Origin of the sequence: Photorhabdus kleinii (assembly GCF_025384885.1) — a bacterium.
Lineage (GTDB): Bacteria > Pseudomonadota > Gammaproteobacteria > Enterobacterales > Enterobacteriaceae > Photorhabdus > Photorhabdus kayaii.
In genome coordinates this window covers 1-17,238 of record NZ_JAJAFY010000039.1, presented here as the reverse complement: position 1 = coordinate 17,238, position 17,238 = coordinate 1, and the positions used below count along the sequence as shown (strand labels likewise).

The 17,238-nt window shown below is 40.1% G+C and carries 14 protein-coding genes and 1 pseudogene; 14 read left to right on the top strand and 1 reads right to left on the bottom strand.

Features of this window, described 5'->3' with window-relative positions; translation table 11 throughout:
• Positions 1–9: 9 nt before the first annotated feature.
• Positions 10–1,422 carry an ethanolamine ammonia-lyase reactivating factor EutA gene (eutA, locus tag LG003_RS16730; RefSeq protein WP_262981220.1) on the bottom strand — a complete coding sequence of 471 codons (1,413 nt, stop codon included), beginning with the start codon at positions 1,420–1,422 and terminating at the stop codon, positions 10–12.
• A 440-nt stretch (positions 1,423–1,862) separates the two neighbouring features.
• Here eutA and cobA point away from each other — a divergent pair, with 440 nt between their 5' ends.
• From cobA to LG003_RS16660, 14 genes and pseudogenes are all read left to right on the top strand, one after another.
• On the top strand, positions 1,863–2,645 hold the full coding sequence (gene cobA, locus LG003_RS16725; protein WP_112878671.1) for a uroporphyrinogen-III C-methyltransferase: 783 nt from the start codon (positions 1,863–1,865) through the stop codon (positions 2,643–2,645).
• 31 nt (positions 2,646–2,676) lie between these two features.
• The gene (gene cobD / locus LG003_RS16720; protein WP_262981208.1) at positions 2,677–3,750 is read left to right on the top strand and encodes a threonine-phosphate decarboxylase CobD; all 1,074 of its coding nucleotides are present in this window, start codon (positions 2,677–2,679) and stop codon (positions 3,748–3,750) included.
• Entirely contained in the window at positions 3,743–4,603 is an 861-nt protein-coding gene (locus LG003_RS16715; protein WP_262981207.1) for a GHMP family kinase ATP-binding protein, read from the top strand. Before cobD ends, LG003_RS16715 begins: the two co-directional genes overlap by 8 nt.
• A gap of 19 nt (positions 4,604–4,622) precedes the next feature.
• Positions 4,623–5,252: pseudogene (locus LG003_RS16710) on the top strand (NAD(P)-dependent oxidoreductase); the annotation flags it as partial.
• A 69-nt stretch (positions 5,253–5,321) separates the two neighbouring features.
• Positions 5,322–5,879, top strand: coding sequence for a cob(I)yrinic acid a,c-diamide adenosyltransferase (gene cobO / locus LG003_RS16705; protein WP_262981206.1), 558 nt, complete (start codon positions 5,322–5,324; stop codon positions 5,877–5,879).
• A 699-nt stretch (positions 5,880–6,578) separates the two neighbouring features.
• On the top strand, positions 6,579–7,217 hold the full coding sequence (locus LG003_RS16700; protein WP_262981205.1) for a hypothetical protein: 639 nt from the start codon (positions 6,579–6,581) through the stop codon (positions 7,215–7,217).
• Positions 7,218–7,785: 568 nt separating this feature from the next.
• Positions 7,786–8,808: a hypothetical protein gene (locus LG003_RS16695; RefSeq protein WP_262981204.1), complete on the top strand. Its 1,023-nt coding sequence runs from the start codon at positions 7,786–7,788 to the stop codon at positions 8,806–8,808.
• An 810-nt stretch (positions 8,809–9,618) separates the two neighbouring features.
• Positions 9,619–10,452, top strand: coding sequence for a gp53-like domain-containing protein (locus LG003_RS16690; RefSeq protein ID WP_240000834.1), 834 nt, complete (start codon positions 9,619–9,621; stop codon positions 10,450–10,452).
• Positions 10,453–10,920: 468 nt separating this feature from the next.
• Positions 10,921–11,835, top strand: coding sequence for a tail fiber protein (locus tag LG003_RS16685; RefSeq protein ID WP_262981203.1), 915 nt, complete (start codon positions 10,921–10,923; stop codon positions 11,833–11,835).
• A 262-nt stretch (positions 11,836–12,097) separates the two neighbouring features.
• Positions 12,098–12,391: a tail fiber assembly protein gene (locus tag LG003_RS16680; RefSeq protein ID WP_315903393.1), complete on the top strand. Its 294-nt coding sequence runs from the start codon at positions 12,098–12,100 to the stop codon at positions 12,389–12,391.
• A 440-nt stretch (positions 12,392–12,831) separates the two neighbouring features.
• Positions 12,832–14,316: a pyocin knob domain-containing protein gene (locus tag LG003_RS16675; protein WP_112878658.1), complete on the top strand. Its 1,485-nt coding sequence runs from the start codon at positions 12,832–12,834 to the stop codon at positions 14,314–14,316.
• Positions 14,317–14,397: 81 nt separating this feature from the next.
• On the top strand, positions 14,398–15,813 hold the full coding sequence (locus LG003_RS16670; RefSeq protein WP_262981202.1) for a tail fiber assembly protein: 1,416 nt from the start codon (positions 14,398–14,400) through the stop codon (positions 15,811–15,813).
• Between the two features lie 254 nt (positions 15,814–16,067).
• On the top strand, positions 16,068–16,655 hold the full coding sequence (locus LG003_RS16665) for a gp53-like domain-containing protein (protein WP_112878660.1): 588 nt from the start codon (positions 16,068–16,070) through the stop codon (positions 16,653–16,655).
• A gap of 2 nt (positions 16,656–16,657) precedes the next feature.
• On the top strand, positions 16,658–17,080 hold the full coding sequence (locus LG003_RS16660) for a tail fiber assembly protein (RefSeq protein WP_112878661.1): 423 nt from the start codon (positions 16,658–16,660) through the stop codon (positions 17,078–17,080).
• Positions 17,081–17,238: the final 158 nt, after the last annotated feature.

Sequence of the window (17,238 nt, the reverse complement as noted above, 5' to 3'; positions counted from 1 at the left end):
TACGCTCTCTCAGGAAGGAAAAGCCAGTGATTTGATAGTGACGGGAACCACAGTGCCATTAAATAGTGGCGTGCCAATGTCGATATAATCCCCGGTGCGGGTGATAACTTCATCAATAACCGCCAGCGGCCGTTCTCCCATCAGAGGATGTAACAGCATACCCAATGCCTTACCAAAGTCTTGACCTGCAACGATGAGCAGCGGGTGAGAAGAGGGATAGCGTCTGGCAAAGTTCTGTAAAGCGGTAATGCATGTCTGCACGGCGGCATAATTCACTGGCAAGGCGTCGGGTAGGGCCAATGCATATAGATCCTGCTCGGCATTCAGATCCATTTGTGTGAGTGCATGTTGCCAGGCTTCTGCCAGTGATTCAGTGGCTTCTGTGTCAGGATGGACGACGGGAATATTGCGCAGTGGTAGCGATAGTGCATCGAGCCAGATAGTGCTGCCGGATAACGATAATGTATGAGCGCCGGCACCAATGACGGTAGCGCGCACGGTTTGTTTTGGCATTTGCAGCGGCAGTTTGGCGAAATCATTATCACGATGGATAGCTTGTGCCAGCAATGGCCCTAAATCGTGAAAACGGAATAGGTCATGATCCGATGTTTCACGATAACATTCTCCTACCCCGCCGGAGAGGGTGACGGCGTAGAGTTGATCACAGTTTGGCAGCGGCTCGGTCATCAGTAATTGTTGCGCCAGAGGTGTGAGTTGCCCGGTGACGACTTCCCACAACAATTGCGACATCCGCGTAGCAATTTGCTGTAATTGCGTGGCTGTCAGATGTTGAATATCTGTGTTTTCGCCAAACAGTGAATCAACGATGAGTGCTCCGGGCGGATGTGCCCGTAAAACGTTCCCTTGAAGATCGGTCTCCAATAAGCGGCCGCCGACATTTAAGCAAGCGGAGGCGATAAGTCGCCCGGCATCGAATAGCGCGTAGTTGGCTGTACCGCCGCCGATGTCAATATTGAGCACTCTGGTCATTTTCTGCTGTGAAAGAGCTTGAGCGCCGGAGCCCAAACCGGCAATCATCGATTCCAAATGGGGTCCCGCTGTTGCGACAACAAAATCCCCTAATTTTTGTGCCAGCGTCATAATTACAGGGCGTGCATTGCATGTTTTCGCGGTTTCACCGGTAATGATCACTGCACCGGAATCGACACTTTCCGGTGCGATGTTTGCCGCCTGATATTGTGCTTGGATCAGACTGAACAGTTCGTCTTCACGTAATTGTCCGGCAAAGTCTACAGGGGTAAATAATACCGGGCTTTGCCAGATAATCTCGCGGCTAACAAACTCGTAGCGTGGCACTTGTGATACCGCTGCACGGTTCACCAGTGACAGACGCGAAAAGATCACTTGTGTGGTGGTGGTGCCGATGTCAATACCGACACTAAATAACTCCTTGGCTTCCATCGCTACGCCTCTTGTCTGCAATAAGGCGTATGTTGGCATTTTTTTTTATTAATCAGTATTAAATATCAGCAATTTGGTTAGAAAGACAACTGTAATCACAGAAACATTAGGGATTATAATAAAAATGGCGTATACCCGTCATCTTTCAAGTTGCCTCTTTGTTGGCTGCACTCACTCACCCCGGTCACATAGTTCTCTATGCTCCCGGGGATTCGCTCCCTTGCCGCCGCGATACATCTTGAAATCCATAGGGTATAGATACAAGATGCAGGGGTAAGTTACTAAGAGAAACAAGCAGATAAGGCTCCAAGATGTCAGGACAGATGGTTATCATCAATACATTAACAAAAATGAAGAATTATTGATCTTACACCAGATCGCGTTGCTGGCTATCGGTTATATATCTTCCAACAGACTTTCGTTACGGGGTGAGAAAAATGATGAATAGCGGAAAAGTTTGGTTGGTAGGCGCCGGTCCCGGCGATGCGGCGCTAATTACTGTCAGAGGATTACATTGTATCCGTCAGGCTGAGGCGCTGGTGTATGATCGATTAGTCAGCCCGGAGCTGTTATCCGAAGCACCTGATGATTGCAAAATGATTAATGTCGGCAAAACGCCGAACTATCACCCAGTGCCGCAACGGCAAATTAATCAAATCTTGGTAGAGTGTGCGCAACAAGGGTTAAATGTCGTCCGGCTGAAAGGGGGAGATCCCTATGTGTTTGGCCGTGGTGGTGAAGAAGCGGAAGCTTTGGCACTGGCGAAAATCCCTTTTGAAGTGGTACCGGGCATCAGTTCATCCATTGGTGGTCTGGCTTGTGCCGGGATCCCGGTCACCCATCGTGATTATGCATCAGGTTTTCATGTTATTACCGGCCATCTGCGTCAGGGAAATGAATCACAGGATTGGGCGACGCTGGCAAAGCTGGAAGGTACGTTGGTGATCTTAATGGGAATGACTCAACTGGCGAGTATCTGTGAGCAATTGATCGCAGGCGGTAAAGCGCCGACAACGCCGGCGGCGGTTGTGATGTATGCTAGCCATCAGCAACAGCAGGTTGCCAGCGCAACCCTGCTCACTTTGGCTCAGCGGGTAGCCGCTCAGGGATTGACTGCACCAGCATTGATTGTGATTGGTGATGTGGTGCGTTTGCGGGAAACACTGGCTTTTAGCCGGGATCATCTATTGTTGTCTTCTGTTCCATCACTGATGGCACTCTGATTCTCTGTTTAACATTTGGGGATACTATTTGATGAGCGAACATGGCGGTAATGTGCTGGAAATGGCGCTGAAAATCGGTGTTACAGTCGAAGAGATGATTGATTTCAGCGCGAATATCAATCCGTTAGGAATGCCGGAATCCCTGAAAACGGCCATTATCGACCAATTGCAATGCGCAGAGTACTATCCTGATACAGAATATTGCCGGTTACATGCTGCGTTAGCGCAGGCTCATCATTGCGCTGTCGAAAACCTGATGGCGGGTAATGGTTCTACTGAATTGATTTATTCTGTGGTGAATTATCTTAAGCCGCGCCGAGCCATGTTGTTGATACCGGGATTTGCTGAATATCGACGCGCCTTGCAGCGAGTGGCTTGCCAGATTGATGAATATGTGATGAGTGAAGCTGATAGCTATCAACCTGATGAACGCTTGTTGATGGCATTAGAGCGCCATCGGCCTGACTGTTTGTTTCTTGCGACACCGAACAATCCGACGGGGTTGATGCCAGATGCTGTGCTATTGCAGGCGATATTTGAACGTTGTCGTCAGCATAATATTGCGTTGATTGTTGATGAGGCGTTTATCGATTTTCTCCCGGATATTGCTGGATTTATTCCTCAGATAGCGCATTTTCCTCGTCTTTATATTCTGCGTTCACTAACGAAATTTTTTGCTATTCCGGGGTTGCGTCTTGGTTATCTGGTCAGCAGTGATGTAACGGGGATTCGGGCAATGAAGCGCTGGCGGGAGCCGTGGACCATTAATGCTTTTGCGGCGTTGGCTGGTGAAATTGTTCTTAATGATAACGCTTACATTCAAGCAACACACCGCTGGCTAGCTGAGCAACAACGTTGGCTTTATCAGGCATTGTCTGCATTACCGGCATTACGTGTTTGGCCTCCCGCGGCAAATTATATCTTCCTGCGTTGCCTGCGCCCAGAAATCGATCTTCAACAAGTATTGCTGAAACAGAGAATATTAATTCGCCATTGTGCTAATTATCCGGGCTTGAACGCAGCTCATTATCGGGTCGCCATCAAGGGCGAGCATGATAATCGCCGTCTGGTATCGGCGTTACGTCAGGTATTCGGCTATGGCTGAAGCGCGTTGTCCTGCATCGTGTGGTGAACTTATCCAAGGGTGGATTCTTGGTGGTGAGAAATTGATCTCTTGTCCGGTGAATTGGTTCAGCGAGGTGTCTGTTACAGATGGCGTGCCGGGAAAAGATGAACGTCCCCGTATGCGCCAAGTGATGAAAACCGTCCTGGCGTATTTTGGTTTGTCGGTGGAGATGGCGCGAGGTTTACGGATCGCCTTGACTTCTACGATCCCGATGGCAAAAGGGCTGGCAAGTAGTACCGCTGATATTGCCGCTACAGCGCTGGCGACGGCGCGTTATTTGGGGAAAACACTTGATGAAACGACACTGGCTAGCTTTTGCGTACAGCTTGAGCCTACGGATAGCACGTTGTTCAGCCGGCTTACCTTGTTCGATCATCAAACAGGTACCACTCAAATTGCTTGTGACTGGCAGCCATCTATAGACATTTTGTTATTGGAAAGCCCGGAAACCCTGATCACGGCTGATTATCACCGTTTAGATCGCCATCCGGTATTATTGGAAAATGCCGCAGTGCTAGAGCATGCTTGGAAACTATTTTGTCAGGCTGTGACGACTCGGAATTACTGGCGGTTGGGAGAAGCCACGACGCTCAGTGCACAGGCCAGTCAAAAGTTGTTGGTAAAACCGGCGTTTGACAGTTTGTTGGAATTGGTAGAGCGGAGTGGGATCTATGGGCTGAATGTTGCTCATAGTGGCAGTGTCGTCGGGTTATTGTGTGATCGTCACCATCATGATGTTGAGTACCTATGCTGGTGGCTGAAACAGAAGGACATAATTCGTTTTTATCCTCGTCAGCACTTGCTGACCATGATACCGGGTGGTGTGCGTTAACTGTAGGAGGAGACTTATGTTGGATTATTTGCCGATGTTTTGCCAGATCCGGGATAAAACCTGTCTGCTGGTTGGAGGCGGTCAGGTAGCCGAGCGTAAAGCGCGTCTGTTATTAGATGCTGGCGCACATCTATTAGTTAACGCACGGGAATTTACCCCGCAATTTGAGATATGGGGGGATAATGGCCAAGTGACACTCATTCGCGGTGAGTTTGAGCCTCACTGGCTTGAACATTGTTGGCTGGTTATTGCTGCTACTAATGATGCGGCGGTGAATGGCTATGTGTGTGATTGTGCAACGGAGCGCCGCATTTTTTGTAATGTGGTGGATGAGCCACAGCAAGCCAGTTTTATCACACCGTCAGTGATTGATCGCTCACCCTTGGTGATAGCTATCTCCTCCGGGGGTAATGCGCCGGTATTGGTCAGATTATGGCGCGAAAAACTCGAACGGTTGTTACCGATGCATCTTGGTCGTCTGGCCGCCTACGGTGGAACACTTCGCCAGCGGGTAAAACGACATTTTCATCATTTGGCTGCACGTCGTCACTTTTGGGAGCGGTTTTTCACTAATGAGCGATTAATGCAATCGTTGGTCAGTCAAGATCGTCAACAAGTTGATCGGGTGGTAGAAACATTATTCTCTGAGTCATCTCAAGCGAATACAAACAAAACAAACAGTTGTTCTGTGACTGACTAATATATTGGAGCCGGACAAATGAGTGAGGAGCGATATAAACAGAGAAAACAGCGGCAAAAAGAGAGATTTATGGCACAAGTTGCAGCCGCTCAGGAAAACCGGGGAATTGCCATTATCTATACCGGTAATGGCAGGGGGAGAACCACCGCAGCAATGGGAACGGTTACACGAGCATTGGGTCATGGATTAAAGGCTGGCGTTATCCAATTTATTAGGGATGAATGGTTAGCCGGTGAGCGTGTTTTGTTGCAGCCGCATGGGGTAGAATTTCAACTAATATCAATGAACTTGACTGGAGAAATGCAAAGTCGTGCTAAGGATATTGCCGCTTGTACTGAGGTTTGGCAGCATGCGTTGCGCATGATGCGTGATCCTGAATTATCATTGGTAGTGCTGAGTGAATTGGCTTGCGCGATAAATAACGGTTATCTATTACTTGATGAAATTATCAAGGCATTAAACGGACGGCCAATTAATCAGACAGTGATTATTACCGGACAAGATTACCCTGCTGAATTAATTGAACTGGCTGATACGGTTAGTGAAATGCGATCTGTAAGACATGCTTTCACTTAAATTATGTGTTTTACAGTCATCACATCAGATAAAGAGTGATTCACGTTTTTATCTTGTTTAACCAGTACGTTAATTTTTTTTCATAGTTATATTTGATATTGTGCCAGATTTGTGAAAACGCTCTGCCATTGATATTAAGAAAATTTTTGACCAATAGATTATAAACTTTCAACAGCTTATTGGGAATTTCTTTGGTTAGTGAATTATCATCCATGAAGGCTGCGAAATCATCAGTGGTAAAAATTTTCATTGAGAGTATTTATTATTAAAATTATAATTAATCAAATTTGATTATATTTTTGTAGTTGTAGTGTTGAACATATACTGGATAATTATTTTTTAAATAATTGAAAATCAACAATGAAATTTTCTTCTGTATTTACTTAGGTTAAATATATAAAAATCAATTAATATTGTGGTGACTAATTAATTGGTTATGATGAACTTTATCGAATATATATTCTATAAAGCTTGATAATACATGAAATAAATTCCATGAAATGTATTCCACCATCCAATAATTTTAATTTATTTACAAGTTGGAATTTACATCTAATATTGTCGGCGGAATAAGTATAACGTTAATTTAAGTTTTGATATGTGAAATGCGTTCACGTAATCAATATCACATTCTGTTGCACATTTTATTAAGTTTCAAACAACGCATGGTTATTTAATTTATAAATTAAGAGGTTTAATATGTCTATTGAAAATACCAATGTAGCTGAACAAACAACTGGCAAGGATTCAGTTGTACTTGGACATGCAGAAGCGCCAGCAGTACATTCTATCGCAATTGGTGCTTCACCCCGAAATTCTAAAACAATCAGTGAAGCGGCTATTGCGATTGGGCAAAATCAAATTGCGGGTAAACAAGGTGATGCGAAAGTCGTTTGGCCTATTGCGATTGGTGCTGACTCTGTATCCAACGGCCTGGCTTCTATCGCTTTGGGACAAAAGGTGACTGCTAGTGCGGCTCAGGCCGTGGCGATTGGTCAACACTCCTCTGCAACAGAAAAAGGGAGCATTGCATTAGGTGCAGATTCTATTGCTAATAAACCGAATGTTGTTTCTGTAGGAAAAACCGGCCATGAACGTAAAATTATACATGTTGCGGCCGGGGAGATTTCAAATCACAGTAATGAGGCGGTTAATGGTCATCAGTTATATGCTGAATCTGCAAGGATTGACATATTATTAGATGCAAAGAATAAGGAATTGGAAGAGAAGATTCAATCTCTGGAAAGTGATATAGCTAATCTTACTCTGTTGGTTCAGAATAGCGTGGATGATGTTGCATCATTGAAGAAACGGCTTCTCGATGCATTGAATTATTAATATCTGTTGGTTGTTATTTCATATATTCTTGGCTATTAGGCTGAGAATATATGATTTAGCGATGGGATTATTATTTGATAATGGTTTATCAGGTGTGTCACAGTGAATAACAGAATAATTGTCCTGCTCGGTTTTGCATGCTAATTGCATTTGATCGAGTAAATTATATAAATAGTTGTATTGAGGTCAACGAAAATATATACAAATAACATAGTATTGGTTTGCATTTAACGGGTTCGATAAGTCATCATATTTAATGAAGTTATGTGATATATTAAATAAACCCATGAAATATATTTCATAACCACATGGTTTTAATTTATTTACAAGTTGAATTTTTGGTATAATATTTATTTTGACGATGATGGTGTTAATTTATGTTCGCGTAATAAGTTTGTGTGGTATAATGATTTTTTAAAATTCCGTTAAGTTTGTTTAATATTTTATGGTGACAAATTTGAAAGGAAATTATTATATTCCATTTGATTTTTTTTGATGGAAAATACTAAGTTATATTGTTGGATATATTAATCCAGTAATAATTTAATTCCTGAATTAAGAGGTATATATGTCTACAGAGGATATGAAGATAACTGATCAGAAAGTTGGTAAAGATTCCGTTGTTGTTGGGAATGCAGAAGCACCAGCAATATATGCTATAGCGATTGGTGCTTCACCACTAATTTCTAAATCAATTAGTGAGGGTGCTATTGCTATTGGGCAAAATCAACTGGCGGGTAGAGAAGAGAAAGAGAATAAGGATGATAAAGTCAAATGGCCCATTGCGATTGGCGCTGATTCTGTATCCAGTGGTTCAGCTTCTATTGCCCTAGGGCAAAAGGTTGTTGCTAGTGGGACTCAGGCAGTAGCGATTAGTCAAAACTCCACGTCAACAGGAAGTTCGAGTGTTGCAGTGGGATCAGGCTCTATATCCAGTGGTTCAGCTTCTATTGCTCTGGGGGAAAAAGCGATTGCCAGGGGGAATCAGGCAGTTGCAATTAGTCAAAATTCCTCTGCAACAGGAAGTGCTAGCGTTGCATTAGGAGACAGTTCTGTATCCAGCGGCTCGTCTTCTATTGCTCTGGGGCAAAAGGTTTCTGCCAGTGGGTCTCAGGCAATTGTGATTGGTCAAAACTCTTCTGTAACAGGAAGTAGGGGTATTGTATTAGGATCAGACTCTAAATCCAGCTCTCCGTCTTCTATTATCGTGGGGCAAAAGGTGAGTATTAGTGCGTCTCAGGGAATTGCGATTGGTCAAAACGCCTCTGTAACAGCAAGCGGGGGCATTGCATTAGGCGCAAATTCTGTTGCCAGCAAATCGAATGTTGTTTCTGTAGGAAGACCGGGTAATCAACGTAAGATTGTGAATGTTGCTGCTGGGGATATTTCCAATAACAGTACGGAGGCGGTGAATGGCCAGCAATTATATGCTGAATTGGCAAGAATGAATGCATTGGATATAAAAAATAAGCAACTGGAAATGGATATTAAAAAGCTGGAGAGTACTATAGATAATCTTACCCGTTCTATTACTCATCTTACTCTGTTGTGCCAGAAAAATGCGGATGAAGTTGCTTTGTTGAAGAAGTGAATTTTTAACGCATTGGATTATTAATAACAAATGGATTCGGCGAAACTAATAAGTGCATTTTCAGGAGGGAAGGTGAGTTGCTATTACCTTAACATCTTTCCTTTTCCAAAGGAAAATGCACTGAAGTCCATCAACTATTATCAGAATGTTGAAACGAAATCAGGAAATAAAAAAATGGATTAGCCGGTTAATTTGGCTGGGGGTTAAGTCCTGCACATAAAAGCCAGCTTGGAAACTGGCCTTACACGTATCGGTTAAAAAGCAGACTTACAGAAAGCAAGGTGTTGACAAGTAGACAACAACACGATGAACACTTGATATGAAAGATGTAACAGATTTCATGATGAACTCTCTTTTATTGGTAAAGTGTGATTTGTTTCACGAAAATCTAAATTGTGGCTGTGATTTTAATCAGAAAAACTTCATAGTCAAGCAGTTTTTAAAAATTATTTTAAATATTAAAATAATTTTGTATCGATGTTTTAGGTGATGAAGTGAGCGTATCTTGCAGAGGAAGATACTGAGCAGTATGGCTGACAGTTATCTTTAAGATTTTACATTAATTGTATAACTCATCAGTTGTTACATGAGGAAGGATAGAACATATAGCTGAACAGTCGAAATCAAGCGACCTACCAGTTTGATACAAATCTGGCAAGACAAAACTGTGCTTAAAGGGTTTATTAACTTTACGTTTTTATTATTATTTTTATGCGTTGGATTATTGTTGCAATGAATTGATAAAAGTCACGTTTACAATAATTTAATATTTTTCTTATGAGATAATATTATTCAATTCAAGGAGTGTATATGAGTCCTAAAAATGATTTTAAAGCTTTTTCTACTAATAGTAATGCTAATGTAATAAATCAGCAAGAATATGAAGGGAGCACGGAGTTGCAAACTGGGTTTCCACCATATTCTATGACGCCTCACATATTAAATAAGGTATTACGTCAATCGTCAACCATATCATCTGTTGTGGCTAATTTCATTGCGACACAATCTGGCGATGATGTTATGGATAATGGTGATATAGTCAAACTTGCTGAGCAATTAAATAAGGCATTAAAACAAAAGATCACAACAGAAATTCCCAGTGCTTCATTAACCCAATCAGGTGTTGTTCAGCTTACTGATGTCGTTGGCAATAGTGACATATTGGCAGTGACACAAAAGCTTGCTCAGGAAATAGTAAATTCATTACGTGAAGATATTAATACCAGAGTACCTAATAGCCGCAAAGTGAATGGGAAAGTGCTGTCGAATGATATTAGCCTGAATTCTGGGGATGTGGGAAGTTATACTAAATCTGAATCTGATGCTCGATATAGCAATAAAAATACAGCCTTAAAATCTGCAAATGGCTGGTGGAAATGTGGTGATACAGGAATAATTTATCAGTGGGGTATTTTACTAGGTAATGATAATTATTTGGCTAACTTTCCTATTAGCTTTCCTAATGCATGTACAACTGTGGTTGCGACAACTGACGGTAGAAGAAAACCTTCGTCTTCGATCTTCGATCGTTGTTTTGTTGAAGTTGGTAATATTACACCGGTATCTTTTACAGCAACAACTATTGGTGCGCTAAACACTGATTACCGGGCACGAGCGGTCCATTGGATTGCTATTGGATACTAATATCGAATGGCCGGAACAGCCAAAATAACGAAAATGGCCTGAATAAACAGGCCATTTATACTGTGGTTTTATTTGTTCTGGAGTTTAAATATAAAAATAAGTAATGACGTATTGAAACAATTTATATGTTGAATATGAATGAATCGAATATATTTACAGTTGAAATTTGTTGGTTTTTTTCTTGCCGCTAATGATGTAAAAATAATTATTCTTCTAAGTTAGAAGAACATTTTATTATTATTTTTATGAATTAAACTATGGCTGCTTTAAATTATTAATGATTACTTTAATAATAATTCAATATATTTATTATATATCCTATTGATTTCAAGATGCATCGCGACGGCAAGGGAGTGAATCCCCGGGAGCATAGCAAACTATGTGACCGGGGTGAGCGAGTGCAGCCAACAAAGAGGCAACTTGAAAGATGACGGGTATAGATGATGCTATTTAATCTAAGGGGTGTATATGAGTACTAATAATGATTTTAAGGCTTTTTCTATTAGTAATAATGCTAATGTAGTGAGTCAAGATAAATATGAGAAAGATCAGAGTTTGCAGGCTGGGTTTCCACCAAATGATGTTCCCACTCATTTACTAAATAAAGTATTACGTCAATCGTCAACCATATCATCTGTTGTGGCTAGTTTCATTGCGACACAATCTGACGATGATGTTCTGGATGATGGTAATGTAGACAAACTTGCTGATCAATTAAATAAGGCTTTAAAACAAAAAATCACAACAGAAATTCCTAATGCTTCATTAACACAAAAAGGTGTTGTTCAACTTACCGATGTAATTGGTGATAGCGATACATTGGCTGTTACGCAAAAGTTAGTTAAGGAAATAGTCAATTCATTGTTTGAAGAAATCAATAGTAGAACATCTAATAGACCGGGAAATATTTATTTATCTGCATATCCGGCATCAGCTCTGGCTAAAGGTGAGTACATTGCAAACGGTGATGTTTACGCGATTGATTCAAATGTCGGTAGGGTGTTAAATAGTTTACCAGTGGAATATAAGAAGGTATGGAGAATTAAAAAGAGTGATGGAAATATAAACCTCCCTAATCTGTTTTTTAATGGGCGCGGAGTATTTATGCGTGCTGGTTTGCAGCCTGGTGTTATACAGGAAGATGCGATTAGAAATATTCAAGGTGATGTAGGATGGTGGGCGACTGGACTATTTTCTCGTGTCAGCGGAGCATTTTATGGCGTTAAAGCAAGTAATAATGCAAGTGCTCATCATAAGAATGTGCCTGATCAATATTCGATATTCTCATATGCAACTTTTGATGCATCACAAGTAGTACCGACGGCAGATGAAAATCGCCCACTAAACGTCAGTATGATACCTATAATTTATTTGGGAGTATAGCGACGGCCTTGACTGTTCTGTAAAACCATCAGGAATAATGACTTCTCTATTTTCCTGTGATTGCCCTGATTCAATATCATAAATCATGATTCCTTTTTTATTTTCAACGAGCTCCCATTGTCCTGACTTTTCACACGGCCAAAATCCATCTTTAAATAGTGGTTGTATTCGTAAAGCATTCACTGGAGGTTCACTATCCAGATTAGCATCAACCGCGCCAATAAATGGCCGATGTAGTTTAGTATTATCAAAATAATAATTTATCATTGCCTTATATCATAGGTGGAATGGAGAATGGTCAATTTCGAAAGATGATGAAGAAAGATGGAAAAATGATATTCAGCAAGTCGTCATTAACGACGCAGAAAATAAGAAACAACAACTTTTATTCATTGTAAATAAGAAGGTAATACCACTGCAAGATGCTGTTGATTTAGATATTGCTACAGAAGCTGAAAAAGATGCTTTATTAACATGGAAGAAATACAGAGTTATGCTGAACAGGATAGATACTTCACAGGCTCCCAATATCGAATGGCCGGAACAGCCAAAATAACGAAAATGGCTTGAATAAACAGGCCATTTATACTGTGGTTTTATTTGTTATGAAGTTGAAATATAAAAATAAGTAATGACGGATTGAAATAATTTATATATTGAATATGAATGACTTGAATATATTTACAGATGAAAGTTGTTGGGGTTTTTCTTACCGCTAATGATATAAAAATAATTATTCTTCTAAGTTAGAAGAACGTTTTATTATTATTTTTATGAATTAAACTATGGCTGCTTTAAATTATGAATGATTACTTTAATAATAATTCAATATATTGATTATATACCCTATGGATTTCAAGATGGATCGCGACGGCAAGGGAGCGAATCCCCGGGAGCATAGCGAACTATGTGACCGGGGTGAGTGAGTGCAGCCAACAAAAAGGCAACTTGAAAGATGACGGGTATAGATGATGCTATTTAATCTAAGGGGTGTATATGAGTACTAAGAATGATTTTAAGGCTTTTTCTATTAGTAATAATGCTAATGTAGTGAGTCAAGAGAAATATGAGAAAGATCAGAATTTGCAGGTTGGGTTTCCACCAGATAATATTACGAGTAATCTGCTAAACAAAGTATTACGTCAATCGTCAACAATCGCATCTGTCGTGGCTAATTTTATTGCGACACAATCTGGCGGTGATGTTCTGGATGATGGCGATGTAGCTAAACTTACCGAGCAATTAAATAAGGCTTTAAAACAAAAAATCACAACAGAAGTTCCAAATGCCTCATTAGCACAAAAGGGCGTTGTTCAGCTTACTAATGTGCTGGGCGATAGTGACACATTAGCTGTTACGCAAAAGCTTGCTCAGGAAATAGTAAATTCATTGCGTGAAAGTATTAATGCTAAGGTATCCAATAACCGAAAAATTAATGGAAAATCATTGTCTGAGGATATCACTATTACTTCTCAGGATATTTTGGGTGGGCAGGCGATTAGTTTAGGTGATAAGGCAGATTTAAATAGCTATAAAACACCGGGAATTTATCATCAAGAGTATGATGCTCATGCCAAAAATGGCCTTAATTATCCTGAATTCCTCGCCGGCGCCCTTGTTGTATTGAAATCGGCAGGGACCGTTCAACGTTATTTTGTCTATAATAGTAGTCGAGTATATACACGTAGTCAGTTTCATGATAATCCGTGGACACCTTGGACTAGAGAATATAATACGCTGAATAAACCGACTGCTGATGAGATTGGTGCATATACAAAAATAGAATCTGATTCTCGATATATTGCGGGAATTCGCAGGGTGAATGGAAAATCTTTAGTTACGGATGTCACTATTACTTCTCAGGATATTCTGAATGGGCAGGCAATTAGCTTAGGTGATAATGTAAATTTAGATCACTGTAAAACACCAGGAATTTATTATCAGGATTATAATGCTCATGCTAAAAATGGCGTTAATTACCCTGAAGCGCTTTCTGGTTCGCTTATTGTGTTGAAAGCGGCAGGCGTTATTCAACGTTATTTTGTTTACAACAGCAGTAGAGTATATACGCGTAGCCAATTTCACGATAATCCGTGGACGCCTTGGGCGCAAGAATATAACTCGTTGAATAAACCTGCTGACAAGGTTATTAGCGGGTATACAAAAGCAGAAGTAGATAACTTGGTTAATGCTAAAGGAAATAAAAATACAGCTTTGAAATCAGTAAATGGTTGGTGGAAATGTGGGGATACAGGGGTGATTTATCAGTGGGGAACTTTGAACTGGGCAGCATATGATACACCAGTTAATTTTCCTATTCAGTTTCCTAATGCTTGTGTAAATGTTTCGTTGACATTAGGTGATAAATCTAACCTAGAGTCATCATATAATGTTGTTGCAAGACAATTGTCTGTAACAGGATTTAGTTATTGGGCATACGAGACTGAAAGCTCTGCGTTTTGGTTTGCAATAGGATATTGATATGTAATTTACAATGCAAAATAGATGTTTTTATTTTTGAATTTCCTCTCAAAATAATATTATTCAATTTGAGGATTGTATATGAGTGCCAAAAATGATTTTAAGGCTTTTTCTATTAGTGATAATGCTAATGTAGTGAGTCAAGTAAAGTATGAAGAAAACCAGAGCTTACAGATTGGATTTCCACCAGATAATATTCCTGTTAATTTATTAAATAAGGTATTACGTCAATCATCAACAATATCATCTGTGGTAGCTAATTTTATCGCGACACAATCTGGCAATGATATTTTGGATGATGGTAATATAGCTAAACTTACCGATCAACTAAATAGAGCCTTAGAACAAAAAATTACAACAGAAGTTCCAAATGCCTCATTAACACGAAAAGGTGTTGTTCAGCTTACCGATGTAGTGGGCAACAGTGATACATTAGCGGTTACGCAAAAATTGGCTCAGGAAATAATAAATTCATTACGTGAAAGTATTAATACCAGAATACCAAATGTCCGAAAAGTTAATGGGAAAGTATTAACTGAGGATATTAATATTACTTCTCAGGATATCCTTGCTGGACAGGCGCATAATTTAGGTGACAATGCGAATTTGGATAATTATAAAATACCGGGGATTTATCACCAAGAGTATAATGCTCATGCCAAAAATGGTAATAATTACCCTGAGCCGTTCGCTGGTTCGCTGGTTGTGTTGAAAGCGGCCGGGGTTGTTCAACGTTATTTTGTCTATAACAGCAGTCGGGTATATACACGTAGTCAATTTCATGAAAGCCCATGGACGCCTTGGACGAGAGAATATAACACACTGAATAGACCTACTGCAGGAGAGGTTGGAGCGTATGCAAAAGCAGAGTCTGATTCTCGATATATCACAGGGCTCCGCAAGATTAATGGAAAAGCTTTGGCTGCGGATATCAATATTACTTCTCAAGATATCTTCGCCGAGCAGTCGATTAATTTAGGTGATAACGCGGATTTAAATAGTTATAAAACACCCGGGATTTATTATCAAGAGTATAATGCTCATGCCAAAAATGGAGCGAATTACCCTGAGCCGTTCGCTGGTTCGCTTATTGTGTTGAAAGCGGCAGGCGTTATTCAACGTTATTTTATTTATAACAGTAGTCGAGTATATACGCGTAGCCAATTTCACGATAATCCGTGGACGCCTTGGGCGCAAGAATATAATTCGTTGAATAAACCTTCTGACAAGGTTGTTGGGGAGAATACGGCAGTAGGATCTGATAGTATTTATGCTGCAACCAAAGAGGAGTTAATACAGCAAGCAGAATATGATAAGTCTCAGTTATTGACTAAAGTTAACAATCTTGTCGCGCCACTACAAGACGCTGTTGATTTGGACGTTGCTTCCGAAGCAGAAAAAGCAGTTCTATTGGAATGGAAGAAATATAGAGTAATGTTGAGCAAAGTTGATGTTTTACAGGCTCCAGATATTGAATGGCCGGATCAGCCGAAATAATGAAAAATGATATGAATAAACAGATTATGTAGGATTGTGGAATGATGGACTTATTTTTCGTGCCAGAGGGGTATATATCGGCTTGTTTATTGTTGCTAATTATATGAAAACAGTTATCCCTTTTAGTGATAAAAATATTTCGTTATTCTTTTTCTAAGCTAAATTATTATTGATGTGAATTATGAAAGATCATCTTTATTAATAATTCAATCTGTTTATTATGAAATAATGTCATTTAATTTAAGGAGATGTATATGAGTGCCAAAAATGATTTTAAAGCTTTTGCTATCAGTGGTAACGCTAATGTGCCCAGTCAACAAAGCTATGAAACATATCCGAATTTGTTGGTTGGGTTTCCAGACAATCAGTATATTCCTAATCACGTATTAAATAAGATATTACGTCAAGCATCAACCATATCATCTGCTGTAGCTGATTTTATTGCGACAGAATCTGGCACTGATGTTGTGGATGATGGCAATGTAACCAAAATTACCGCACAATTAAAAAACGTGTTAGAACAAAAAATTGCGAAATGTTGTAATCTTAATGTAAATACTGCTAATAAGGTTGTAAACGGTTGGTGGAAATGTGGTGATACGGGAATAATTATTCAATGGGGGCAAGCAAGCGGCTCTATGAATATAAATGATTACAGAAATTTCACCATCCCATTTCCTAATGCTTGTTTTCAGATTGTTGCAACATATCCTGATTTTGGTAATTATGGATCTGGGGTTGCTGCTATGCCTATTTCTGCAAGTCAATTTATTGTGACGTGCAGAAATTCTATACACGAACTATCAAATAATTTAGTGAGATATTTGGCGATAGGATATTAATTATGTATTTTTATAGTGCAAAGACAAATGCATTCTACCCAATAGAATTGAAACAAAATTATATTGCTTCTGGTTCACTGCCTGATGATATTATGGAAGTTAGTATTGATATTTATCAAGAATACGCTGCGAATAATGTACCAGAAGGAAAGTATCGTATAGCAGGTCAAAATGGTTTACCGGAATGGGCCGATATTCCTCCACCAACAAAAGAAGAGTTGCAGCAATATATTGAAAGTAAAAAACAACAATTTATTGTGGAAGCTAGCCAGCAGATAGCACCATTACAAGATGCTGTTGATTTAGGAATTGCGACTAAAGAAGAGGAAGCGGCTCTGTTGGTATGGAAGAAGTATAGAGTAATGCTGAACAGGATTGATACTTCACAGGCTGCCGATATTGAATGGCCGGAACAGCCAAAATAATGACAGTGGCTTGAAGAAACAATTCATTCTTATAATGGTTTTTGTTAACATTAAGTCATAAGTCTGACTTAGAATCAGCATATACCCTATGGATTTCAAGATGCATCGAGACGGCAAGGGAGTGAATCCCCGGGAGCATAGCAAACTATGTGACCGGG